A 23,131-nucleotide genomic window follows, 5' to 3' on the forward strand; every position below is an offset into this window, starting at 1 on the left:
TCTCGATCGAGGACGGCATGTCCGAGGACGACTGGGCCGGCTGGAAGGCCGTGACCGATCTGATCGGCAAGAAGGTGCAGCTGGTCGGCGACGATCTCTTCGTCACCAACACCAAGCGCCTGAAGACCGGCATCGAGCAGGGCACGGCCAACTCGATCCTGGTCAAGGTGAACCAGATCGGCTCGCTGACGGAGACGCTCGAGGCGGTCGACATGGCCCATCGCGCCGGCTACACGGCGGTGATGTCGCATCGTTCGGGCGAGACCGAGGACGCGACGATCGCCGATCTGGCGGTGGCGACCAACTGCGGTCAGATCAAGACCGGGTCGCTGGCCCGGTCCGACCGGCTCGCCAAGTACAACCAGCTGCTGCGCATCGAGGAGAGCCTCGGCGAGACCGCCCGCTACGCCGGCACCTCGATCCTCAAGGGCTGATCGCGCGGCGCGATCCGCGACGACGAACCTGCGAACGGCGGCCCTCGGGCCGCCGTTTTCGCATTCCGGGGCCGGCGGTCGCGCCGGGCCTCACGACGCCGGCAACGGCCGGCCGTAGATCTTGGGGAAGAGCCGCGCGGCGAGCCCTCGGGCGGTCTCCCGGTCCTCCGGCGTCAGCGCCTGATCGCAGTCGATGCGGATGTTGTCGGCGTCGCTGGCATCGGAGCGCGGGCTCTTGGCGGCGAAGATCACCATCCGCCACGCGCACGCCTTGACGTCGTCGATCGGCTCGACCCCGGTGCAGCCGTCGACGTAGCACCAGGCGATGTTGCGCTGGCTCTGATAGTCGCCGGTCATCGCCTTCGCCTCTTCGGCGCGATAGGCGGCGACCTGCTCGCGGCTGGGATTGACCACCCGTTGCGGCAGATCCTCCGCCAACATCGGCGCCGGCAGAAAGGCGCTGCGGCGACCCGGGGCGAGCGGTTGATCGCAGAGGGCGGCGGCGGTCGGCGAGAAGGCGAGGAGGCCCGGACGCGCGCCGCCACCGGCGAGATAGCGCGCCTCGGGTTCGATCTCCCCGGTGAGGGTCGAGACCGCCGATTTGAGATCGACCGTGAGGGCGATGTGGACGCCCCATCCGAACCGCCGCGCTTGCGTCGACCCCTCGTCGGAGACGACCGCGCGGATCCGGTCCACGTCCGGCGCATGGGTGGAGAACAGCGGCCGGCAGACGTTGCGGATCTGGTCGAGGGCGCGATCGACGTCGACGCGGGTGACGGCCCCCGTCTCGATCTCGACGTCGACGTCCGCCGGCGCGCGGCCGCAGGCCGTGAGGCCGAGGAGAAGCAGGCCGAGAGTCGGAAGGCAGCGGAACATGGTCGCCTCGTCCGATGGGGCACCCGAAGGGTGATGGTGACATGCAACCATGAACGGAGCGTTGGCGTCGATCCCCGATTTTTCGTGCCCGAGGCGGCCTCGCAAGGCGATGTTAACCACGCCCTGATGCAATGAACGAACCCGGCAACGACCGGGCCCAATCCGGACCACATCTCGGGGGCGTAGCCTTTCCCATGTCCACTCGCCAGCGTCGCAAGTCCTACGTCCGCCCGCTCATCGTGCCGATGATCGCGCTCGCCTTCTCCGGTTACTTCGCCTGGCACGCCTGGCACGGGTCCCTCGGCATCGAGGCGCGGCGGCAACTGGCGGTGGAGGCGATCCACCTCGACGACGAGCTGACCCGGATCCGCAAGGAGCGCAACGTGCTCGAGCATCGCGTCGGCCTGCTGCGCTCCTCGAGCCTCGAGAGCGACATGCTCGACGAGCGCGCGAGAGAGATTCTCGGCTTCGCCAACGCCAACGAGATCGCCGTCGTCGCGAGTGCACCGCAACATGCCACGATCAACCGATGATAGGTTGATTTGCCCGAATGAACCGAAATCCGGTTCATTGATCTTTTCTTGTTGCAAAGCAATATTTTATTGAGCCGGCAACCCGCGTTTCCGCGCTCTTGCATCCCTCCCGCATCGCTCTATCCTCCGACCCCGGTTCAATGGCGAAACGCCTTTCGGGAGGATGCGATGGCTGCCCCCAAGTCTGCGAAGTCCAAGGCGCCGGTCGAGACCGGCCCGGCGCCCTTCACCAGAGATGAAGAGCTCTCCGCCTACCGAACGATGCTGCTGATCCGCCGCTTCGAAGAGAAGGCGGGCCAGATGTACGGCATGGGCCTGATCGGCGGCTTCTGCCACCTCTACATCGGCCAGGAGGCCGTCGTGGTGGGCATGCAGATGGCGATGACCCAGGGTGATCAGTTCATCACCGGCTATCGCGACCACGGCCACATGCTGGCCTGCGGCATGAGCGCCAACGGCGTCATGGCCGAGCTGACCGGCCGGCGCGGCGGTTATTCCAAGGGCAAGGGCGGCTCGATGCACATGTTCAGCGTCGAGAAGCACTTCTACGGCGGCCACGGCATCGTCGGCGCCCAGGTGTCGCTCGGCACCGGCCTCGGCTTCGCCAACAAGTACCGCAAGAACGGCAACGTCAGCCTCGCCTTCTTCGGCGACGGCGCGGCCAACCAGGGCCAGGTCTACGAGAGCTTCAACATGGCGGAGCTGTGGAAGCTCCCCGTGGTCTACGTGATCGAGAACAACCGTTACGCCATGGGCACGGCGGTGTCGCGCTCGTCCTCGCAGCAGGATTTCTCGAGGCGCGGCGTCTCCTTCAACATCCCCGGCGAGCAGGTCGACGGCATGGACGTCCGCGCGGTGCGCGACGCCTCGATGCGCGCGCTCGAGTTCGCCCGCGCCGGCAACGGCCCCTACATCCTGGAGATGCAGACCTATCGCTATCGCGGCCACTCCATGTCCGATCCGGCCAAGTATCGGTCGAAGGAGGAGGTCCAGAAGATGCGCAACGAGCACGATCCGATCGAGCAGGTGCGCGCCCGTCTCCTCGCCTCCGGCATGGCGACCGAGGACGAACTGAAGGCGATCGACGCCGAGGTCCGCGCCGTCGTCCAGGAGGCGGCCGAATTCGCTCAGAACGATCCCGAGCCGGATGCCGCCGAGCTCTGGACCGACATCGTACGCTGAGGGGACCCGCGACAATGGCCATCGAAATTCTCATGCCCGCGCTCTCCCCGACGATGGAAGAGGGCAAGCTCGCCAAATGGCTCAAGGCCGTCGGCGACACCGTGAAGTCCGGCGACGTGATCGCCGAGATCGAGACCGACAAGGCGACCATGGAAGTGGAGGCCGTCGACGAGGGCGTCCTCTCCGCGATCCTGGTTCCCGCCGGCACCGACGCGGTCAAGGTCAACACGCCGATCGCCGTGATCGGCGCCGACGCCTCCGACACCGCCACCGGCGCCGCCCCGGCGCCCGCGCCGGCCGCCGCCGCTCCGGCTCCGGCTCCCGCCGCTCCCGCGGTCGTCGCCGCCGCAGCGCCGGTCGCCACCGCCCCGGCGGAGGAGGACTATCCCGCCGGCACCACCTTCGTGCACCAGACCGTGCGCGAGGCGCTGCGCGACGCCATGGCCGAGGAGATGCGCGCCGACGCCGACGTCTTCGTCATGGGCGAGGAGGTCGCCGAATACCAGGGCGCCTACAAGATCACGCAGGGCCTCCTGCAGGAGTTCGGCGCCGAGCGCGTCATCGACACGCCGATCACCGAGCACGGCTTCGCCGGCCTCGGCGTCGGTGCGGCGCTCGCCGGCTTGAAGCCGATCGTCGAGTTCATGACCTTCAACTTCGCCATGCAGGCGATCGACCACATCATCAATTCCGCCGCCAAGACGCTCTACATGTCCGGCGGTCAGATGGGCTGTCCGATCGTCTTCCGCGGCCCGAACGGCGCCGCCGCCCGCGTCGGCGCCCAGCATTCCCAGGACTATTCCTCCTGGTACAGCCACGTCCCCGGTCTGACGGTGATCCAGCCGTGGTGCGCCGCCGACGCCAAGGGCCTCCTCAAGGCGGCGATCCGCTCGCCGAACCCGGTCGTCTTCCTCGAGAACGAGATCCTCTACGGCCAGTCCTTCGACGTCCCGGTCGGCGATTTCGTTACCCCGATCGGCAAGGCCAAGGTGGTCAAGTCCGGCAAGGACGTGACCATCGTCTCCTTCGGCATCGGCATGACCTACACGATGAAGGCCGCCGCCGAACTGGAAGCCATGGGCATCTCGGTCGAGGTGGTCGACCTGCGCACCCTGCGTCCGCTCGACATGGCGACGGTGGTGGCCTCGGTCCAGAAGACCGGCCGCTGCGTCACCGTGGAAGAGGGCTGGCCGCAGTGCTCGATCGGCTCGGAGGTCGCCTCGCGACTGGTCACCGAGGCCTTCGACTATCTCGACGCCCCCGTCCTCAAGGTCACCGGCAAGGACGTGCCGATGCCCTATGCCGCCAACCTCGAGAAGCTCGCTCTGCCCAACGTGGCCGAGGTGATCGAGGCCGTGCGCGCGGTGACCTACCGCTGATCCCCCGAGATCACGGCGCGCGCCGCGTTCCGTGATCTCGCTCGCCCGTCCGGCCGCGCCGGACCTCAGATCGAGACGCCATCTTCGGGGGGACCCATGCCCACCAACATCCTCATGCCCGCCCTGTCACCGACCATGGAGAAGGGCAATCTCGCCAAGTGGCTGAAGGCCGTCGGCGACACCGTGAAGTCCGGCGACGTCCTCGCCGAGATCGAGACCGACAAGGCGACCATGGAGGTCGAGGCGGTCGACGAGGGCATCCTCGCCGCCATCCTCGTGCCCGCCGGCACCCAGGACGTCGCGGTCAACACGCCGATCGCGGTCATCGCCGCCGAGGGCGAGGACGCCTCAGCCGCCGCCGCGCCCGCTCCGAAGGCCGCTCCGGCGCCCGCCGCCGCTCCGGCCGCCGCGCCCACGCCCGTCGCGGCTGCTCCGGCCCCCGCGGCCGCCGCGCCCGTCGCCGCCGCTCCGGCGTCCGTGGCCGCTTCCGGCGAGCGCCTCTTCGCCTCGCCGCTCGCCCGCCGCGTCGCCAAGGAGAAGGGCCTCGACCTCTCCAAGATCGCCGGCTCCGGCCCGCGCGGCCGCATCGTCCTGAAGGACGTCGAGAGCGCCGCCACCGCCGGCACCGCCAAGGCCGGCGCTCCGGCGCCCGCGCCCGCCGCCGCGCCCGCGCCGGCCGCGAGCGCCCCCAAGGCCCCGGCGGCCCTGCCGACCGGCCCCTCCGACGAGACCATCCTCAAGATGTTCGAGCCGGGCAGCTACGAGGTCGTCCCGCACGACGGCATGCGCAAGACCATCGCCAAGCGGCTGATGGAATCGAAGCTCACCGTGCCGCACTTCTATCTGACGGTCGATTGCGAGCTCGACGCGCTCTTGGCGCTGCGCGAGCAGATCAACGCCGCCGCCCCGGTGAAGGACGGCAAGCCCGCCTTCAAGGTCTCGGTCAACGACTTCATCATCAAGGGGCTGGCGCTGGCGCTCCAGCGCGTGCCGGACGCCAACGTCACCTGGACCGGCGAGGCGATGCTGAAGCACAAGCAGTCCGACGTCGGCGTCGCCGTGTCGATCCCCGGCGGCCTGATCACGCCCGTCGTGCGTCGCGCCGAGATCAAGACACTGTCGGCGATCTCGATCGAGATGAAGGACTTCGCCGCCCGCGCCAAGGCCCGCAAGCTGAAGCCGGAAGAGTATCAGGGCGGCTCCACCGCCGTCTCGAACCTCGGCATGTTCGGCATCAAGGACTTCGCCGCGATCATCAACCCGCCGCATGCGACGATCCTGGCGGTCGGCGCGGGCGAGAAGCGGGTCGTGGTCAAGGACGGCGCGCCGGCCGTGGTGACCGCCATGACGGTGACGCTCTCGACCGACCATCGCGCCGTCGACGGCGCCCTCGGCGCCGAGTTCCTGGCGGCCTTCAAGTCGCTGATCGAGAGCCCGATGGGAATGCTGGTCTGAGGACCAAGCGCCTTCGCGGAACGCCCGCCCCGCGTGGCCGGCGTTCCGCTTCTCGAAAACGATCGATCTCAGCGAGCGTCGAGCGGCGGTGACGCCGTCACCGACCCGACGACGGGGAGCACTCCATGTCTCAATACGACGTCATCGTCATCGGCTCCGGCCCCGGCGGCTATGTGACCGCGATCCGCGCCGCTCAGCTCGGCTTCAAGACGGCGATCGTCGAGGCCAAGCACCTCGGCGGCATCTGCCTCAACTGGGGCTGCATCCCGACCAAGGCGCTGTTGCGCTCGGCCGAGATCTATCAGTTCATGAAGCATGCCGCCGCCTTCGGCCTCAAGGTCGACAACGCCTCCTTCGATCTCGAGGCGATCGTCAAGCGGTCGCGCGGCGTCTCCGGCCAGCTCAATTCGGGCGTCGGCTTCCTCCTGAAGAAGAACAAGGTCGACGTGATCTGGGGCCGCGCCATTCTGACCGCGCCCGGCAGGATCGTCGTCACCGGCACCGACGGCGCGCCCAAGGGCGCCTTCGGCGGCGGTGAATACGCGGCCAAGCACATCATCATGGCGACCGGCGCCCGCCCGCGCGTCGTGCCCGGCCTCGAGCCCGACGGCAAGCTGGTCTGGACCTATTTCGACGCGCTGATGCCGAAGTCGCTGCCGAAGACCATGCTGGTGGTCGGCTCCGGCGCGATCGGCATCGAATTCGCGAGCTTCTACAACGCGCTCGGCGTCGACGTGACGGTGGTCGAGGTGATGGACCGGGTGCTTCCGGTCGAGGATGCCGAGATCTCCGCCTTCGCCAAGAAGAGCTTCGAGAAGCTCGGACTGAAGATCCACTGCGGCACCAAGGTGCTCGGCCTGGTGCGCCATGCCGACAGCGTCACCGCGACGCTCGAGGACAAGGCCGGCGTCAAGCGCGAGATCATCGTCGATCGCGTCATCTCGGCCGTCGGCGTGGTCGGCAACGTCGAGAATCTCGGCCTCGAGAAACTCGGCGTGAAGACCGAACGCGGCTGCATCGTCATCGACGAATTCGGCCGTTCCAACGTCCCCGGCCTCTACGCCATCGGCGACGTCGCGGGCCCGCCGATGCTCGCGCACAAGGGCGAGCACGAGGGCATCATCTGCATCGAGGCCATCGCGGGCAAGCACCCGCATCCGATGGACAAGACGAAGATCCCCGCCTGCACCTATTCCCAGCCGCAGGTCTCCTCGGTCGGCTACACCGAGGCCAAGGCCAAGGAGGCCGGGTTCGAGGTCAAGGTCGGCCGCTTCCCCTTCGTCGGCAACGGCAAGGCCATCGCCATGGGCGAGTCCGAGGGCCTGATCAAGGTCGTCTTCGACAAGAAGACCGGCCGCCTCCTCGGCGCCCACATGATCGGCGCCGACGTCACCGAGCTGATCCAGGGCTATACCGTGGCGATGAACCTCGAGACCACCGAGGAAGAGCTGATCCACACCGTGTTCCCGCATCCGACGCTGTCGGAGATGATGCACGAGGCGGTGCTGGACAGCGAAGGCCGCGCCATCCACGTCTGAGCCTAAGGCTCGCCCCACCGACGTCCGTCGACCCCGAGAGAGCGATTCGTGCGCGCCCCGCACGGATCGCTCTCGCGTTTCGGGTGGTCCTCGGGGAAGGTCTACGAGCGCGCGTAGGTATGGGTCAGTAAATGTACTCACATGACGCGACTCCTCTCGACCGCGCTTGCGGAAAATTTGAGCAACACTTCGAAATGCCCCGTATCGATCGGCGGATTAACAGTGGATTAAGAGAATCCTTCGAAATTGCCGTAACGTCAGCAATGAGAACGTCCGAACGATGCGGGTCTCGAGAATGTCGACGACGGGGAATGAGGCGGTTGCGTCTCTGGATGGAATTCTCGAGCGGTCGAACGCGGCCAAGGATCTGACCGAACAGAAGGTCGGCGAGATCCGGGCGATCACCAAGCGCATGAAGATCCTGGCGCTCAATGCGTTGATCGAGGCGGCGCGGGCGGGCGATGCCGGGCGCGGCTTCGCCGTCGTCTCGCAAGAGGTGCGCGGCATCTCCGACGAGGTCGACGCCCTGGCGCGCGGCCTCGATGCCGAGCTCGGCGGCGAGATCGAGCGCCTCGCCCATCTCGCGCGCGTCATGGCCGAGACCGCCCACGGCGCCCGCATGGTCGACCTCGCGCTCAACGCCGTGGAGCTGATCGACCGCAATCTCTATGAGCGCTCCTGCGACGTGCGCTGGTGGGCGACCGACGCCGCCGTCGTCGCGGCCGCCGCCACGCCCGACGCTGCGACCTGCGATCACGCCGGCGGCCGGCTCGCCATCATCCTGCGCGCCTACACGGTCTATCTCGACCTGTGGCTGATCGATCCGACCGGACGGGTGATCTCGAGCGGTCGTGGCGATCGCTTCCCCGTCGCCGGCCAGTCGGTCGCCGAACGCCCCTGGTTCCGCACCGCGCTGTCCTTGCGCAGCGGCGACGACTTCCATGCCGAGGACGTCGCGGTCGAACCGCTGCTCGGCGGAGCCCAGGTCGCGACCTTCGCCACCACGGTGCGCGAGGGCGGCAGCCCCCACGGCCGCGCGCTCGGTATCCTCGCGGTCCATTTCGATTGGGAACCGCAGGCCCGCACGATCGTCGAGAGCGTGCGCCTCGGCGATCACGAGGGCGACGCGCGCGTGCTGCTGATCGATCGATCGCGCCGCGTCATCGCAGCCTCCGACGGTCGCGGCATCCTCACCGAACGCCTCGCCTACGACCCGAAGGGTCGCGACAGCGGCTACGAGACGCTTCCCGACGGCACGCTCGTCGCCTTCCACGCGACGCCCGGCTACGAGACCTATGCCGGCCTCGGCTGGTACGGCGTGATCGTCGAGGCGGGACGGGGCGCCCCCGGCCCCGGTCGCGGGTCCCGCTGATCCGCCCCCGCGACGATCTCGCTGGCATCGATCCGCGCATCGGTTAGGATCGGCCGGCACCGGCGAGGAGGGAACATGGCGGGCGAAACCACACCTGCGGACGAGATCAGACGTCGACGCGGTCGCCGTCTCCTGGTGATCCTCGGACTGTTCGCCCTCGTCGCCGTGGCCGGCCCCTGGCTGGTTCGCGCCTGGATCTCCCGCGATCTGTGCCCGACCGTGGTGACCAGGTCCGGCGACGCCGACGGCACCCGTTGGGAGGTCGCGCGCTCCGACTGTGGCGACGGCCGCATCGTCCATCAACTACGGATCGTCCCGCCCAAGGGCTATTCGACCCTGGTCTACGAGACCGAGGGCGGGTCGCTCCCCGTCGGCTGGACCCAGTCCGGCTTCGTCGGCAAGCTCGAGCTCGATCACCCGCTGGTCGGAGAATCCGACGTCGTCCTCGACGTGCCGCTCGACCCCAAGGGACGCCCCAAGACGGTGTTGCACGTGCGCGCCGGCAAACGGGTCACGACCCCCTAGAGTCCTGCGGATCTGCCCCGCGCGGCCCCCCGCGCGCTTGCCCGACGCGGCGCGCGCCTATATCAGAATTCGACACCCGCCGCCGCCCGCGCCAGAGGCGCATCGGACAATCCGTGCCGGCGGCCTTCTGGAGTTTTCCGCCCATGGTCACCGTGGTCGACACCCTCGACGGCAAGCGCCCCGCCCCCTCGGAGAAGCCCGCGGCCGAGAAGCTGCGCCATCCCGAGAAGGCCCATCGCCCCGACAAGCCGGTCGCCCGCAAGCCCGCCTGGATCCGCGTCAAGGCGCCGGGCTCGCCGGTCTATGCGGAAACCCAGAAGATCGTCCGCGACAACAAGCTCGTGACGGTGTGCGAGGAGGCCGGCTGCCCCAACATCGGCGAATGCTGGTCGAAGAAGCACTCGACCTTCATGATCATGGGCGACACCTGCACCCGCGCCTGCGCCTTCTGCAACGTGGCGACCGGCAAGCCCGCGCCCCTCGACCCCGACGAGCCGGAGAACGTGGCGATCGCGGTCGAAAAGCTCGGCCTGCTCCATGTGGTCGTGACCTCGGTCGACCGCGACGATCTCGACGACGGTGGCGCCGCCCACATCGCCGCGACCATCCGCGCGATCCGCGCCAAGTCGCCCGCCACCACCATCGAGGTGCTGACGCCGGACTTCCTGAAGAAGGAGGGCGCGCTCGAGATCGTCGTCGCCGCCAAGCCGGACGTCTTCAACCACAATCTCGAGACCGTGCCCGGCAACTATCTGACCGTCCGCCCCGGCGCGCGCTATTTCCATTCGCTGCGCCTGCTCCAGCGGGTGAAGGAACTCGATCCGGAGATCTTCACCAAGTCCGGCATCATGGTCGGCCTCGGCGAGGAGCGCAACGAAGTGCTCCAGCTGATGGACGACCTGCGCTCGGCCGACGTCGACTTCATCACCATCGGCCAATATCTCCAGCCGACCAAGAAGCATCACGAGGTGACGCATTTCGTCACGCCGGAAGAGTTCAAGTCCTTCGAGACGATCGCCTATACCAAGGGCTTCCTGATGGTCTCGTCGAGCCCGCTGACGCGCTCCTCGCACCATGCCGGCGAGGACTTCGCCCGACTGAGGGCGGCCCGCGCCGCCAAAATCGGCCGGGTCTGATGCCGTCCTTCTCGACCACGCGTCGTGTCGCCCACACCGCGACGAACATGTTCGATCTGGTCGCCGACGCGGAGAACTATCCGAAGTTCCTGCCGCTCTGCGAGGCGCTGCGCATCCGCGGGCGCCAGGAGACGGGTGAGGGGAGGGCGATCCTCGTCGCCGACATGACGGTCGGCTACAAGGCGGTGCGCGAGACCTTCACGAGCCGCGTTCTGCTCGATCGCCCGGCGATGACGATCCGCGTCTCCTATCTCGACGGCCCCTTCGAGCACCTCGACAACGTCTGGCGCTTCGTCGACGTCGGCGAGAAGGCCTGCGACGTCCATTTCTCGATCGACTACGCCTTCCGCAACCGCATCCTCGGCGCCCTGATGGGCACGATGTTCGACAAGGCGTTCCGCAAGTTCGCGGAAGCCTTCGAGAAGCGGGCGGACGCGGTCTATGGGCGGTGAGAGCGGATTCCGCCCCCTCCGCCCACGGTCTCACATGATCTTCTCGAAGCGGAAGCCTTCGTCGACGCCCGGAAAATCATCGTGTCCCGCCGGCTGGTGCGGGTCGGGATGGTGCGCGTTGAAGAACTCGACGATCTTGAACCCGCATGTGTTGACGTAGAAGTGGATGTTCCGCTTCTCGAAATAAGGAGTGTGGGTCTGCCAGACCCGCGTCGTCGGATAGGCCTGCTCGATGGCCAGCCAAGCCCGCCGGCCAAGGCCGCGACCATGCGCGCCTACGACTATGAAGAAGAAATCCAGCGAATTGTGATGCGTGGTCTCGTCGATCGAGACGACGGCGCCACCGACGTCGCGGCCTTCCGTCACGATACGCAGAGCGACGGCGCCGGACGCCGCGATCGTCGCGTCGATGTCGTCGTCGGAGGGGATCGGCCCATCCGGAAGAGAGCCGAAGGTCTCGACGACGGCGACCGCGAAGGCGTCCTGCAATGCGCGTTTGAAAGCCGGAAGGTCGCCGGCTTCGGCGACGACGAGGGAGAGCGGGTCGGTGATCATCCCCGTCTTCTAGTTCAATGTGCCATCGGACGACAGCGCGACTGGTGCGCACCATTCCGTGATCTCGTCCCCGCCGCGCCGCCGGCGTGACGATGGACGAAGTGACGTGCCTTCGCCATGGTGGCGGGCGATCGTCGTTCAGCACTCATCCCGCTCCGACCTTGACAATCGCCCGCATCTCCCCTAATCCCCGCGCCATTCCACACGCGTGGGCAGGGCGCTCGGTTCCGAGAGGATGTCTCGGGATCGCCAAGCGTCCATCCGGTGTTTCCGAAATCCTTCGGTCACATGACGCCCGCGCGGAGGTTCAACCGGAAAAGGATACGAATCCATGGCTCTGCCCGATTTCACCATGCGTCAGCTGCTCGAGGCCGGCGTCCACTTCGGCCACCAGAAGCATCGCTGGAACCCGAAGATGGCTCCCTACATCTTCGGCGCCCGCAACAACATCCACATCATCGACCTCGCCCAGACCGTGCCGCTGCTGCACCAGGCGCTGAAGGCCGTATCCGACACCGTCGCCAAGGGCGGCCGCGTGCTCGTGGTCGGCACCAAGCGTCAGGCTCAGGAGCCGGTCGCCGACGCGGCGCGTCGTTCGGCCCAGTATTTCGTCAACGCCCGTTGGCTCGGCGGCATGCTCACCAACTGGAAGACCATCTCCAACTCGATCCAGCGTCTGCGCAAGATCGAGACCATGCTCGCCGGCGAGGCCCAGGGCCTCACCAAGAAGGAGCGGCTGAACATGGACCGCGATCGCGTCAAGCTCGATCGCTCCCTCGGCGGCATCAAGGACATGGGCGGCCTGCCGGATCTGGTCTTCATCATCGACACCAACCGTGAGGCCCTGGCGATCCAGGAAGCCAAGCGTCTGGGCATCCCGGTCGCCGCGATCCTCGACAGCAACTGCGATCCGGACGGCATCACCTATCCGATCCCGGGCAACGACGACGCCGGCCGCGCCATCGCCCTCTACACCGACCTGATCGCTCGCGCCGCCATCGACGGCCTGTCGCGCGCTCAGGGCGACATGGGCGTCGACATGGGCGAGGCCGAAGTCCTCGCCGAGGAACCCGGCCTCGTCGAAGAGTCCGTCGCTCAGTGATGTTTCACCGGCCCGGGCCTCGCGCCCGGGCCGGTCGTCACGGGCCTGTCGCCGAACGCCGGTTCGATGACGCGAGACCCCGGCCGATCGAATCGCCGGCGTCCCTGCGTCCGAACCGCTCGCGCGACCCACGGACGGGTCGATCCCGATCCGCTCCCGACAATCTGTTCTGAAGACCATTCAGAGGCGAACATGACCATTTCGGCTTCCCAGGTGAAGGAACTCCGCGACAAGACCGGCGCGGGCATGATGGACTGCAAGGCGGCGCTCAAGGAGACCGCCGGCGACATGGAGCAGGCGATCGACTGGCTCCGTAAGAAGGGCCTCTCCAAGGCCGCCAAGAAGTCCGGCCGCACCGCCGCCGAGGGCCTCGTCGGCGTCGCCACCGAGGGCACCAAGGGCGCCGTGGTCGAGGTCAACTCCGAGACCGACTTCGTCGCGCGCAACGAGGGCTTCCAGGGCATCGTCAAGGGCATCGCCACCGTCGCCCTGACCACGGCCGGCGACGTCGCCGCGCTCGCCGCCGCGACCCTGCCGTCGACCGGCAAGTCCGTCGCCGACAGCCTGACCGACGCCGTCGCCACCATCGGCGAGAACATGCAGCTGCGCCGCACCGCCTGCCTCTCGGTCGAGAACGGCGTGGTCGCCTCCTACGTCCACAATCAGGTCGCCGACGGCCTCGGCAAGATCGGCGTGCTGGTCGCGCTCGAGTCGACCGCCGACGTGGCCGAGCTCGCCAAGCTCGGCAAGCAGATCGCCATGCACGTCGCCGCCCACGATCCCACCCCGGCCGCCGTGCGCACCGAGGAGATCGACCCGGCTCTGGTCGAGCACGAGCGCAAGTTCTTCTCCGAGCAGGCGCTCGAGTCGGGCAAGCCCGCCGCCGTCGTCGAGAAGATGGTCGAGGGCCGCATCCGCAAGTTCTACGAGGAGGTCACCCTCCTGAAGCAGAACTTCGTGATGAACCCCGAGCTGACCGTCGAGGCGCTGGTCGCCCAGGCGTCGAAGGACCTCGGCGCGCCGGTCGCGGTCAAGGCCTTCGTGCGCATGGTCATCGGCGAGGGCATCGAGAAGGAAGTCTCCGACTTCGCCGCGGAAGTCGCCGCGCAGGCCGGTCTCTGAGCCGAAGCTCCGGCGAGGGTTCGCGCCTTCGCCACACGTTTCATGATCGCCGCATGCCGTCCCCGGTGTGCGGCGATCGTCGTTTCCGGCCCGATCGACGGAGGGCACGCATGTCCGAGATCCGCAAGGCGACCCTCGACGATCTCGCCGAGATCGAACGCCTCGTCGCCGCCGCCTTCGCGCCCTACGTGCCACGCATGGGCCGTCGCCCGGCGCCGATGGACGACGACTATCGCGCCCGTATCGAGGCCGGCGAGGTCGACGTCTTCGTCGACGCCGAGGGGATCGGCGGCGTGGTCGTCCTCGAGACCGATCACGACCCGTCCGTGCTCGAGACCATCGCCATCGCCGAGCGTCTGCGCGGCCGGGGCCTCGGCCGCGTCCTCGTCGCCCATACCGAGGAGGCGAGCCGCGGCGCCGGCTGCCGCACCCTCTCGCTCTTCACCCACGAGAAGATGACCGAGAACCGGGCGATCTACCCCCGTCTCGGTTTCGTCGAGACCCACCGCGCCCACCAGAACGGCTTCGACCGCGTCTTCTTCGCCAAGTCGCTCGATCCGGCCCGCGACCCGCGCGACGGCGAGCCTCGCGGAGGGTGACGCGAGGGCGACCTTCGTGTATCTCGCCAATCGCGACGGCCCGATCCCGAGTCCGCCGCCCGACGAACTCGCCGACGAGGAGACGACGATGGCCGAGACGCTCACCTGGAAACGGGTTCTCCTGAAGCTCTCGGGCGAGGCGCTGGCCGGCGGCGCGCCGCTCGGCATCGACAGCGCCGTTGTCGGCCGCATCGCCGACGACATCGTCGCCGCCCGCGCGCTCGGCGCCGAGATCGGCATCGTCATCGGCGGCGGCAACCTCTTTCGCGGCGCCTGGCTCCAGAAGCAGGGCACCGACCGCGTCACCGGCGACCACATGGGCATGATGGCGACCGTGATGAACGCGCTCGCCATGCGCGAGGCGCTGCGCGCACGCGGCATCGAGGCGCCGGTCTTCTCCGGCCTCCCGATGCCGACGGTCTGCGACACCTTCACCCAGCGCGACGCGTCCCGGGCGCTGCGCGAGACCGGCGTCGCCTTCTTCGCCGGCGGTCTCGGCTCGCCCTTCCTGACGACCGACACGACGGCGGCGATGCGCGCCTCCGAGATGCGCTGCGACGCCATCCTCAAGGCGACCAACGTCGACGGCATCTATACCGCCGATCCCAAGACGGATCCCACCGCCACCCGTTTCGACCGTCTCACCTTCGACGAAGCGATCGGTCGCGACCTCAAGGTGCTCGATACCGCGGCTTTCGCACTTGCCCGCGACAACGCGATTCCGATAATCGTGTTCTCTCTCGGTGAGCCCGGCGCGTTGATCGACGTGCTGAAGGGGGCCGGCCGCGCCACGGTGGTCGCGGGTCGCGCCGACTGATCGGGGGCGACGACCCGGCCGTGAGGTCGGGCACGATCCACGCGCCGCGTGGACGTCAATCATCGATGCCGAGGGTCGACCTCGGGCGTCCGGGATCGACGGGGCGAAGCACCGGCTCGCCGTCTCGATCCCACCAGAGGAAGTATTCCGAGGTAGTCTCATGGCCAGCAAATTCGACATCGACGACATCAAGCGGCGCATGACCCAGGCGGTCTCCGTCTACAAGGAGGAACTCGCGGGTCTGCGGACCGGGCGCGCCTCCATCCATCTCCTGGAGCCGGTGACGGTCGAGGTCTACGGCGCCCGCATGGCGCTGAACCAGGTGGCGACCGTGTCGGTGCCGGAGCCGCGCATGCTGCTGGTCTCGGTGTGGGATCGCGGCATGGCCGGCGCGGTGGAGAAGGCCATCCGCGAGGCCAATCTCGGCCTCAACCCGATCGGCGAGGGCGCCACCCTGCGCGTGCCGATCCCCGAGCTCAACGCCGAGCGCCGCAAGGAGCTGGTCAAGGTCGCCCACAAATACGCCGAGGCCGCCCGCATCGCGGTGCGCCACGTCCGTCGCGACGGCATCGACACGCTGAAGAAGGCGGTCAAGGACGGCATGAGCGAGGACGAGGAGACCCGTCTCGCCGATCGCGTCCAGAAGCTGACCGACGAGACCATCTCCGAGATCGACAAGCTTCTCGCCGCCAAGGAACAGGACATCACCAAGGTCTGATCCGAACGGACGGGCGGAACGAAGGCGAACGGCCATGACGACGGCCTCGGACGGACGGGACGATCGCGACGCCGGCGGCGAGACCGCCGGCGTGCCCGCCCACGTCGCCGTGATCATGGACGGCAACGGCCGCTGGGCCAAGGCGCGCGGCCTGCCGCGCACCGAGGGTCACCGGCGCGGCATGGAGACGGTGCGGCGGATCATCCGCCACGCCTCGCGCCGCGGCATCGGCCATCTGACGCTCTATTCGTTCTCCTCGGAGAACTGGCGCCGGCCGGCGGAGGAGGTGGGGTTCCTGATGGGGCTCCTCAAATACTTCATCCGCCGCGACCTCGCCGAACTCCACACCGAGAACGTCCACATCACCGTGATCGGCGAGCGCGCCGATCTCACCCCGGACATCGCCGCGCTGCTGGCGGAAGCCGAGGCGCTGACCCGCGACAACACCGGGCTCCACCTCGTCATCGCCTTCAACTACGGTTCGCGCGACGAGATCGTGCGGGCGGCGCGGATCCTCGCCGAACGGGTCGCGCGCGGCGAACTCGCCCCCGAGGCGATCGACCGCGACATGGTCTCCGCCGCCCTCTTCACCGGCGGCATTCCCGATCCGGATCTCGTCATCCGCACCTCCGGCGAGCAGCGCCTGTCGAACTTCCTGATGTGGCAGGCGGCCTATTCGGAACTGGTGTTCTCGAGCGTGCTCTGGCCGGACTTCGACGAGGCCGCCTTCGACGCCGCGATCGACGAATACAACGGTCGGGAGCGCCGCTTCGGCGGTGTCGACGCGGTCCAGGGGGCGAAATGAGCGGAACGCAGGGCGTCGACAAGTCGCGTGAACTGAAGCTGCGCATCGTCTCCGCCCTGATCGGCGCGCCGATCGTCCTGGCGATCACCTGGTTCGGCGGCACCCCCTTCGCCGCCCTCGTCGTCCTCTGCGGCATGGTCATGGCGAGCGAGTGGGCGACCATCGTCCTCGGCCGCGCCTGGACGCCGCTGCGGCTCGCGCAATTGGCGCTGGTCGGGCTCGCCGTCGCCACCTTCGCCTGGAGCCTCTCGGCGATCGCCGCCTTCGGCCTCGTCGTCGCGGCCGTCGTCGCCGCCGGTGTCGAGGCGCGCGGCCGCGCCGAGCCGGCGCCGCTGCGCTGGGCCCCATGGGGGCCGGTGTACGCGGCCCTGCCGAGCATGGCGCTCGACGCGATCCGCGGCGCGCCGAACGGCCTCGCCCTGGTGATCTTCCTCTTCGCCGTCGTCTGGTCGACCGACATCGCCGCCTTCTTCACCGGGCGCGCTCTCGGCGGCCCGAAGCTGTGGCCGGCGGTCTCGCCCAAGAAGACGTGGTCGGGCGCCCTCGGCGGCCTCTTCGCCGCCGCGCTCGCCGGCGTGATCGTCGCCCATTTCGCCGGGTCCGGGCGCCTCTGGCCGGTGTTCCTGGTCGGCGCCGTGCTGTCGATCGCCTCGCAGGCCGGCGATCTCTTCGAATCGAGCCTCAAGCGCCACTTCGGCGTCAAGGACTCCGGCTGGATCATTCCCGGACACGGCGGCCTTCTCGATCGGGTCGACGGCCTCGTCGCCGCCGCGCTCGCCGCCGCGCTGGTGGCGGCGCTGAACGGCGGGCTCGCCGCGCCGGGCGCCGGCCTTCTCGACTGGTGAGGCGGCCACCGGCCGAAAAGCGCCACGAAGCCGTGAGATGGTTCGGTAACCAATCGCATGGCAAAGTAGAAAACGAGCCGAGAGGACGTCTCGGGAGCCGAGGGTGGTGATGGAAATTCTGAATGAGGCGGTCTCGCTCGTCGGGTACGTGCCGCCGTTCCTGTTCGTGCTGACCATCGTGGTGTTCTTCCACGAACTGGGCCATTTTCTGGTCGGTCGCGCCTGCGGCGTCGGCGTCGTCACCTTCTCGATCGGCTTCGGCCCCGAACTCTTCGGCTGGAACGATCGCCACGGCACCCGATGGCGCGTCTCGCTGATCCCGCTCGGCGGCTACGTCAAGTTCGTCGGCGACGAGGGTGCCGCCAGCACCCCCGACCGCGACGGATTGGCCGCTCTCTCCCCGGCGGACCGCGACCGCGCCTTCCAGACCAAGTCGGTCGGCCGCCGCGCCGCGATCGTCGCCGCCGGCCCCATCGCCAACTTCATTCTCGCCGTGGTGATCTTCTCCGGCCTCTTCATGGTGTCGGGTCGGGTCGATCTCGTCGCCAAGGTCGGCGACGTGACCGCCGACGGTGTCGCCGCCGAGGCCGGCATCCGCGCGGGCGATCTGATCGTCGCCATCGACGGTCACCCGATCGAGACCTTCATGGACGTGATGCGCCTCGTCTCCGAGCGCGCCGGCGAGAAGACCGACTTCGTCGTCGAGCGCGACGGCGCCCGCATCGAGACCTCGCTGACCCCGCGTCTGGTCGAGGAGAAGAGCCGTTTCGGCGTGCAGCGCCGCGGCCTCGTCGGCATCCGCGCCTCCAACGACCCGGCCGATCGCCGCCTGCGCCGCTTCTCTCCGCCCGAGGCGGTCGTCGAGGGCGCCAAGGAGACGTGGTTCGTGGTGGCGCGCACCGCCTCCTATCTCGGCGGCATCTTCACCGGACGCGAATCGATCGATCAGCTCGGCGGACCGCTCCGGGTCGCGCAGATCTCCGGTGAGGTCGCGGGCATGGGCATCGCGGCGCTGATCAATCTGGCGGCGGTCCTGTCGGTGTCGATCGGTCTTCTCAATCTCTTTCCGGTGCCGATGCTCGACGGCGGCCACCTCGTCTTCTACGCGGCCGAGGCCGTGCGGGGACGGCCGCTCTCGGATCGCGCGCAGGACATCGGCTTCCGGATCGGCATGGCGCTGATCCTGATGCTGATGCTGGTCTCATCCTGGAACGACATCGCCCATCTGGCGTCGCTGCGGCGCGGCGGATAGGCGGAACGCGAGGCGAGGGGAGTGCGTTTTTCTTCCCCTTCGAGGTGACGAGTATGGTCGAGACGCGAAACGTCGAACACGTGGCGATCGGGCAACGGTCGTCCACAAACCCGATGTCCGGGGGTGGGGCTCGGCTTGCACCGACGCCAAAAGCCTGTACAAAGCACGGGACGGACGAAGAGATTCAGGTCCTCGCCAGGACGGGTATGCGCGCCTGCGAAGGGCCAGATCGACCCATGGTGACGACGGAAACGAGACGGGGCCGAAATACGATGAGTTCCTTCACGACCACGATGAAGAAGACGGCACTGGCCGCAGTCCTCCTGACGGTGGCGCCGGTCGTGGGTGGTGGGGCCGACGTGTTCGGTCTCTCCGTCGCCAAGGCGGACGTGATCGTGCGCGGCAACAAGCGCATCGAGACCGAGACCATTCGCTCCTACGTCCTGCAGAACGCCAAGGGTGGCGACACCGACGCCGTTCTGAAGGCGCTCTACGCGACCGATCTGTTCTCCGACGTGCAGGTGTCCCGCGAGGGTGGCAACACCGTCGTCGTCGTGACCGAGAGCCCGCAGGTCAACAAGATCGCCTTCGAAGGCAACAAGCGCCTCAGCGACGAGCAGCTGAAGTCGGTCATTCAGATCAAGCCGCGCGCCTTCATGTCGAAGAACGACGTGCAGTCCGACGTGCAGCGTCTGCTCGAGACCTACCGCCGCAACGGCCGCTATCGCGCGCAGGTCGAGGCCAAGGTCATCTCCCTGCCGGACAATCGCGTCAATCTCATCTACGAGATCGACGAGGGCGACAAGACCGCGGTCACCCGCATCAGCTTCTCCGGCAACCATGCCTATTCGTCGGGCCGTCTGCGCGACGTGATCAAGACCCGCGAGACCGGCCTGCTCGGCTGGCTGCGCACGACCGACACCTATGATCCGGATCGTCTGCAGACCGACCAGGAAGGCCTGCGCAAGTTCTACATGAAGAACGGCTACGCCGACTTCCGCGTGGTCTCCGCCACCGCCGATCTCGATCGCGAGCGCAACGTCTTCTTCGTCGCCTTCACGGTCGACGAAGGCGATCAGTACAGCTTCGGCGACGTCGACGTGCAGAGCTCGCTCTCCGGCATCGATTCCAAGGCGCTGTTCTCCTCGGTCGGCACCCGTTCGGGCGACGTCTACTCGTCCGAGGCGGTCGAGAAGACCATGGAAGAGCTGACGATGGCCGCGACCCGCGCCGGCTATCCCTTCGCCCAGGTCCGTCCCCGCGCCACGCGCGACTACGCCAAGCACACGATCTCGATCACCTACTATGTCGAGGAAGGCCAACGGGTCTACGTCGAGCGCCTCAACATCCGTGGCAACGATCGCACCCGCGACTACGTGGTGCGTCGCGAGTTCGACATGGCCGAGGGCGACGCCTACAACAAGGCGCTGGTCTCCAAGGCCGAACGCCGCCTCAACCGTCTCGGCCTGTTCAAGACCGTCAAGGTCAACGCCGATCCGGGTTCGGCGCCCGACAAGGTCATCGTGAACGTCGATGTCGAAGAGCAGGCCACCGGCGAGATCGGCTTCGGCGCCGGTTATTCGACCGCCGACGGCGTGATCGGCGACGTGTCGTTCTCCGAGAAGAACTTCCTCGGTCGCGGCCAGTACATCAAGGCTTCGCTCCAGTACGGCCAGAACACCCGCGGGGGTCAGTTCTCGTTCACCGAGCCCTACTTCCTCGGCTATCGCATTTCCGCCGGCTTCGACGTCTACCGCAAGGAGAACAAGACGTCGTCCTACCGGAACTACGAAGAGAACAACACCGGCGGCACGATCCGCTTCGGCCTTCCGATCACCGAGAACCTGACCTTCGGCGTGAACTACACGCTGAACCAGCAGGAGATCCGTCTGATCGGCACGCAGGCCAACGGCATCCTGACCGACGGCGAGGCCTCGCTCGCCTACAAGACCTTCATCTGCGGCGCGACCGCCACGGCTCCCGGCAGCTGCAACGCCGTCGGCGTGCTCTCGCGTACCCGCATCGCCTCGATCCCGGGCTTCAGCCTCGTCTACAACACGCTCGACAACGTGCAGTTCCCCCGCGACGGCATCTACGCCAAGTGGACGGAAGAGTTCGCGGGTGCCGGCGGCGACGCCAAGTTCGTGCGCTCGACCTTCGACGCGCGCTATTATCGCGAGGTCTGGGCCGATTGGGGCGTGATTGCCATGGCCCGCGTCCGCGCCGGCAACATCGCCGGCTGGGGCAAGAAGCTGGAGATCTTCGACAACTTCTACCAGGGCGGCGAGACCATCCGTGGCTTCGCCTCGCAGGGCTACGGCCCGCGCGACACGATCAGCAACGAGTCGCTCGGCGGTCGCAACTACTGGGCGGCGAGCCTCGAGGCCTCGATGCCGATGCCGGGCACGCCCGACGAGTTCGGCCTCTACGTGTCGGCCTTCGCCGACGCCGGCCAGCTCTGGAGCGTCGACAAGCGCGCGCTGCCGGTCTCCGACGGCACCACCTTCAACCTGGTCGACGACAACAAGCTGCGCTCGTCGGTCGGTGTCGGCATCATGTGGCGCTCGCCCTTCGGCCCGCTGCGCGCCGACTTCGCGGTGCCGACCTCGAAGTCGAAGTACGACCAGACCCAGGTGTTCCGCTTCTCCGGCGGCACCACCTTCTGAGGTCTCGAGACCGCGATTCCGGGGCCGCCGCTTCACCTGCGGCGGCCTTTTTCTTTGATGGGGCAACCCGTCGACCCACGAAGGCCGTCCCCGATGAGCGATCCCACCTTCTTCCCCGCACCCAAGCCCGCGACCATCGCCGAGATCTGCGGCTGGACCGGCGCGACCTGCGCGGACGAGAGCGCGCTCGCCACCGTCGTTCGCGGCGTCGGCCCCCTCGATACCGCCGGGCGCGGCGAGGTGACCTTCCTCGACAACAAGAAATACGTGCCGCAGCTGGCGACCACCCACGCCAGCGCCTGCCTGATCGCCGAGCGTTTCGCCAAGGATCTGCCGGAGGGCGTCGTCGCCCTGATCACCCGCGACCCCTATGCCGCCTTCGCCACGGTGGTCGGCCGCTTCTATCCGGCGGCGCTGCGCCTCGAGGGCAGCCACGGCGGCGAGGCCGGCATCGCCCCCGGCGCCCATGTCCACCCGACCGCCCGCCTCGAGCCCGGCGTCACCGTCGAGCCCGGCGCCGTGATCGGCGCTCGCGCCGAGATCGGGTCGGGCACGGTGATCGGCGCCAACGCCGTGATCGGTCACGACGTCCGCATCGGCCGCAACGGCTACGTCGGCCCGTCGGCGACGCTGATCCACTGCCTGATCGGCAACCGCGTCGTCATCCATTCCGGCGTCCGCGTCGGCCAGGACGGCTTCGGTTTCGCGATGGGCCCGAGCGGCCACAAGAAGGTGCCGCAGATCGGCCGTGTCGTGATCCAGGACGACGTCGAGATCGGCGCCAACACCACGATCGATCGCGGCGCCAACCGCGACACCGTGATCGGGGAAGGCACCAAGATCGACAATCTGGTCCAGATCGGACACAACGTGGAAATCGGACGCCACTGCGTGATCGTCTCCTATGTCGGCATCAGCGGCTCGACCAAGCTCGGCGACTTCGTCGTGCTCGCCGGTCAGGTCGGCGTCGCCGGCCATCTGACGATCGGCTCCGGCGCACAGATCGGCGCGCGCGCCGGCGTCATGAACGACGTGCCGGCCGGCGCGCGCTGGGTCGGAGCTCCGGCCAAGCCGTTCCGCGAGGCGGCGCGCGAGGTCGCGGCGCTGGCGCGGCTCGCCGCGCGACCGGGCGGCGTCCCCGAGGAATGAGAGTGTCCGGCTCCAGGGCCGGAAAGGAAGGGCGACGAGGTCCGTCGCCCGCGTCGAGATCGCAGGAAGGACCGAGGGCGCGATGACCGATCAACCGACCACCACGCTCGACTCCGTCGACATTCAGGGGCTGCTGGAACTCCTGCCGCATCGCTATCCGTTCCTGATGATCGACAAGATCGTCGAGATCGACGGTGACGACAGCGGCATCGGCATCAAGAACGTCACGTTCAACGAGCCGCAGTTCCAGGGGCATTTCCCCGACAAGCCGGTCTTCCCCGGCGTGCTCCTGATCGAGGCGATGGCCCAGACCGCCGGCGCGATGTGCGTGTTGAAGACCAAGAAGGCGGGCGGCGCCGGCAAGCCCTCGGTGGTCTATTTCATGACCGTCGACAAGGTGAAGTTCCGCAAGCCCGTCGTCCCCGGCGACACCGTCGAGTTCCACGTCGCCAAGCTCAAGCAGCGCGCCAACATGTGGTGGTTCCGCGGCGAGGCCAAGGTCGCCGGCAAGATCGTCGCCGAGGGCGAAGTCAGCGCCATGTTGGTGAGCTGAGCCGCGCTCGGCTCCGTCACATTCCGACATGGAAATTGATTTCGGTTTCGAGGCCGGGGTCGGCTA

Annotated in this window: 22 protein-coding genes and 1 pseudogene; 21 read left to right on the top strand and 2 right to left on the bottom strand. The window is 68.0% G+C overall.

Translation table 11 applies throughout. From position 1 onward, the window contains the following. Window positions 1-434: pseudogene (gene eno / locus J3S89_RS09495) on the top strand (phosphopyruvate hydratase); the annotation flags it as partial. A gap of 90 nt (window positions 435-524) precedes the next feature. Here eno and J3S89_RS09500 read toward each other — a convergent pair. Beyond that, the gene (locus J3S89_RS09500) at window positions 525-1,310 is read right to left on the bottom strand and encodes a hypothetical protein (protein WP_217927264.1); all 786 of its coding nucleotides are present in this window, start codon (window positions 1,308-1,310) and stop codon (window positions 525-527) included. A gap of 194 nt (window positions 1,311-1,504) precedes the next feature. Here J3S89_RS09500 and J3S89_RS09505 point away from each other — a divergent pair, with 194 nt between their 5' ends. From J3S89_RS09505 to J3S89_RS09545, 9 genes are all read left to right on the top strand, one after another. Beyond that, window positions 1,505-1,843 (top strand): FtsB family cell division protein, encoded by a 339-nt coding sequence (locus J3S89_RS09505; protein ID WP_217927265.1) that lies wholly within the window; start codon window positions 1,505-1,507, stop codon window positions 1,841-1,843. A gap of 168 nt (window positions 1,844-2,011) precedes the next feature. Continuing rightward, entirely contained in the window at window positions 2,012-3,025 is a 1,014-nt protein-coding gene (pdhA, locus tag J3S89_RS09510; RefSeq protein ID WP_217927266.1) for a pyruvate dehydrogenase (acetyl-transferring) E1 component subunit alpha, read from the top strand. 14 nt (window positions 3,026-3,039) lie between these two features. Beyond that, window positions 3,040-4,404 (top strand): pyruvate dehydrogenase complex E1 component subunit beta, encoded by a 1,365-nt coding sequence (locus tag J3S89_RS09515; protein ID WP_217927267.1) that lies wholly within the window; start codon window positions 3,040-3,042, stop codon window positions 4,402-4,404. Window positions 4,405-4,500: 96 nt separating this feature from the next. After that, a complete protein-coding gene (locus J3S89_RS09520; protein WP_217927268.1) occupies window positions 4,501-5,859 on the top strand; it encodes a pyruvate dehydrogenase complex dihydrolipoamide acetyltransferase in 1,359 nt (452 codons plus the stop codon). Between the two features lie 125 nt (window positions 5,860-5,984). Continuing rightward, window positions 5,985-7,397, top strand: a complete 1,413-nt coding sequence (gene lpdA, locus J3S89_RS09525; RefSeq protein WP_217927269.1) for a dihydrolipoyl dehydrogenase — start codon at window positions 5,985-5,987, stop codon at window positions 7,395-7,397. A 295-nt stretch (window positions 7,398-7,692) separates the two neighbouring features. Next, a complete protein-coding gene (locus tag J3S89_RS09530) occupies window positions 7,693-8,769 on the top strand; it encodes a methyl-accepting chemotaxis protein (protein ID WP_230488969.1) in 1,077 nt (358 codons plus the stop codon). A gap of 75 nt (window positions 8,770-8,844) precedes the next feature. Next, window positions 8,845-9,294, top strand: a complete 450-nt coding sequence (locus J3S89_RS09535) for a hypothetical protein (protein ID WP_217927271.1) — start codon at window positions 8,845-8,847, stop codon at window positions 9,292-9,294. Between the two features lie 143 nt (window positions 9,295-9,437). Continuing rightward, complete coding sequence (gene lipA, locus J3S89_RS09540) at window positions 9,438-10,430, top strand: lipoyl synthase (RefSeq protein ID WP_217927272.1); 993 nt, start codon at window positions 9,438-9,440, stop codon at window positions 10,428-10,430. Beyond that, the gene (locus J3S89_RS09545; RefSeq protein WP_217927273.1) at window positions 10,430-10,882 is read left to right on the top strand and encodes a type II toxin-antitoxin system RatA family toxin; all 453 of its coding nucleotides are present in this window, start codon (window positions 10,430-10,432) and stop codon (window positions 10,880-10,882) included. Before lipA ends, J3S89_RS09545 begins: the two co-directional genes overlap by 1 nt. Window positions 10,883-10,912: 30 nt before the next feature. Here J3S89_RS09545 and J3S89_RS09550 read toward each other — a convergent pair whose 3' ends face one another. Then, on the bottom strand, window positions 10,913-11,437 hold the full coding sequence (locus tag J3S89_RS09550) for a GNAT family N-acetyltransferase (RefSeq protein ID WP_217927274.1): 525 nt from the start codon (window positions 11,435-11,437) through the stop codon (window positions 10,913-10,915). Between the two features lie 331 nt (window positions 11,438-11,768). Here J3S89_RS09550 and rpsB point away from each other — a divergent pair, with 331 nt between their 5' ends. From rpsB to fabZ, 11 genes are all read left to right on the top strand, one after another. After that, window positions 11,769-12,539, top strand: a complete 771-nt coding sequence (gene rpsB / locus J3S89_RS09555) for a 30S ribosomal protein S2 (protein ID WP_217927275.1) — start codon at window positions 11,769-11,771, stop codon at window positions 12,537-12,539. A gap of 192 nt (window positions 12,540-12,731) precedes the next feature. Then, window positions 12,732-13,661, top strand: a complete 930-nt coding sequence (gene tsf / locus J3S89_RS09560; protein WP_217927276.1) for a translation elongation factor Ts — start codon at window positions 12,732-12,734, stop codon at window positions 13,659-13,661. A gap of 110 nt (window positions 13,662-13,771) precedes the next feature. Continuing rightward, a complete protein-coding gene (locus J3S89_RS09565; protein ID WP_217927277.1) occupies window positions 13,772-14,260 on the top strand; it encodes a GNAT family N-acetyltransferase in 489 nt (162 codons plus the stop codon). A 16-nt stretch (window positions 14,261-14,276) separates the two neighbouring features. Further along, the gene (gene pyrH, locus J3S89_RS09570) at window positions 14,277-15,077 is read left to right on the top strand and encodes a UMP kinase (protein WP_338019780.1); all 801 of its coding nucleotides are present in this window, start codon (window positions 14,277-14,279) and stop codon (window positions 15,075-15,077) included. A gap of 160 nt (window positions 15,078-15,237) precedes the next feature. Continuing rightward, complete coding sequence (frr, locus tag J3S89_RS09575; protein WP_217927278.1) at window positions 15,238-15,795, top strand: ribosome recycling factor; 558 nt, start codon at window positions 15,238-15,240, stop codon at window positions 15,793-15,795. Between the two features lie 34 nt (window positions 15,796-15,829). Then, a complete protein-coding gene (locus J3S89_RS09580; RefSeq protein ID WP_217927279.1) occupies window positions 15,830-16,600 on the top strand; it encodes an isoprenyl transferase in 771 nt (256 codons plus the stop codon). After that, on the top strand, window positions 16,597-17,445 hold the full coding sequence (locus J3S89_RS09585) for a phosphatidate cytidylyltransferase (protein WP_217927280.1): 849 nt from the start codon (window positions 16,597-16,599) through the stop codon (window positions 17,443-17,445). Before J3S89_RS09580 ends, J3S89_RS09585 begins: the two co-directional genes overlap by 4 nt. 109 nt (window positions 17,446-17,554) lie before the next feature. Continuing rightward, entirely contained in the window at window positions 17,555-18,697 is a 1,143-nt protein-coding gene (gene rseP / locus J3S89_RS09590) for an RIP metalloprotease RseP (RefSeq protein ID WP_217927281.1), read from the top strand. A 272-nt stretch (window positions 18,698-18,969) separates the two neighbouring features. After that, window positions 18,970-21,363, top strand: a complete 2,394-nt coding sequence (gene bamA, locus J3S89_RS09595; RefSeq protein WP_217927282.1) for an outer membrane protein assembly factor BamA — start codon at window positions 18,970-18,972, stop codon at window positions 21,361-21,363. Window positions 21,364-21,456: 93 nt separating this feature from the next. After that, window positions 21,457-22,512 (top strand): UDP-3-O-(3-hydroxymyristoyl)glucosamine N-acyltransferase, encoded by a 1,056-nt coding sequence (gene lpxD, locus J3S89_RS09600; protein ID WP_217927283.1) that lies wholly within the window; start codon window positions 21,457-21,459, stop codon window positions 22,510-22,512. A gap of 82 nt (window positions 22,513-22,594) precedes the next feature. Beyond that, the gene (fabZ, locus tag J3S89_RS09605) at window positions 22,595-23,065 is read left to right on the top strand and encodes a 3-hydroxyacyl-ACP dehydratase FabZ (RefSeq protein WP_217927284.1); all 471 of its coding nucleotides are present in this window, start codon (window positions 22,595-22,597) and stop codon (window positions 23,063-23,065) included. Window positions 23,066-23,131: the final 66 nt, after the last annotated feature.

The sequence above is a fragment of the Pinisolibacter aquiterrae genome (assembly GCF_019160155.1).
GTDB lineage: Bacteria > Pseudomonadota > Alphaproteobacteria > Rhizobiales > Ancalomicrobiaceae > Pinisolibacter > Pinisolibacter aquiterrae.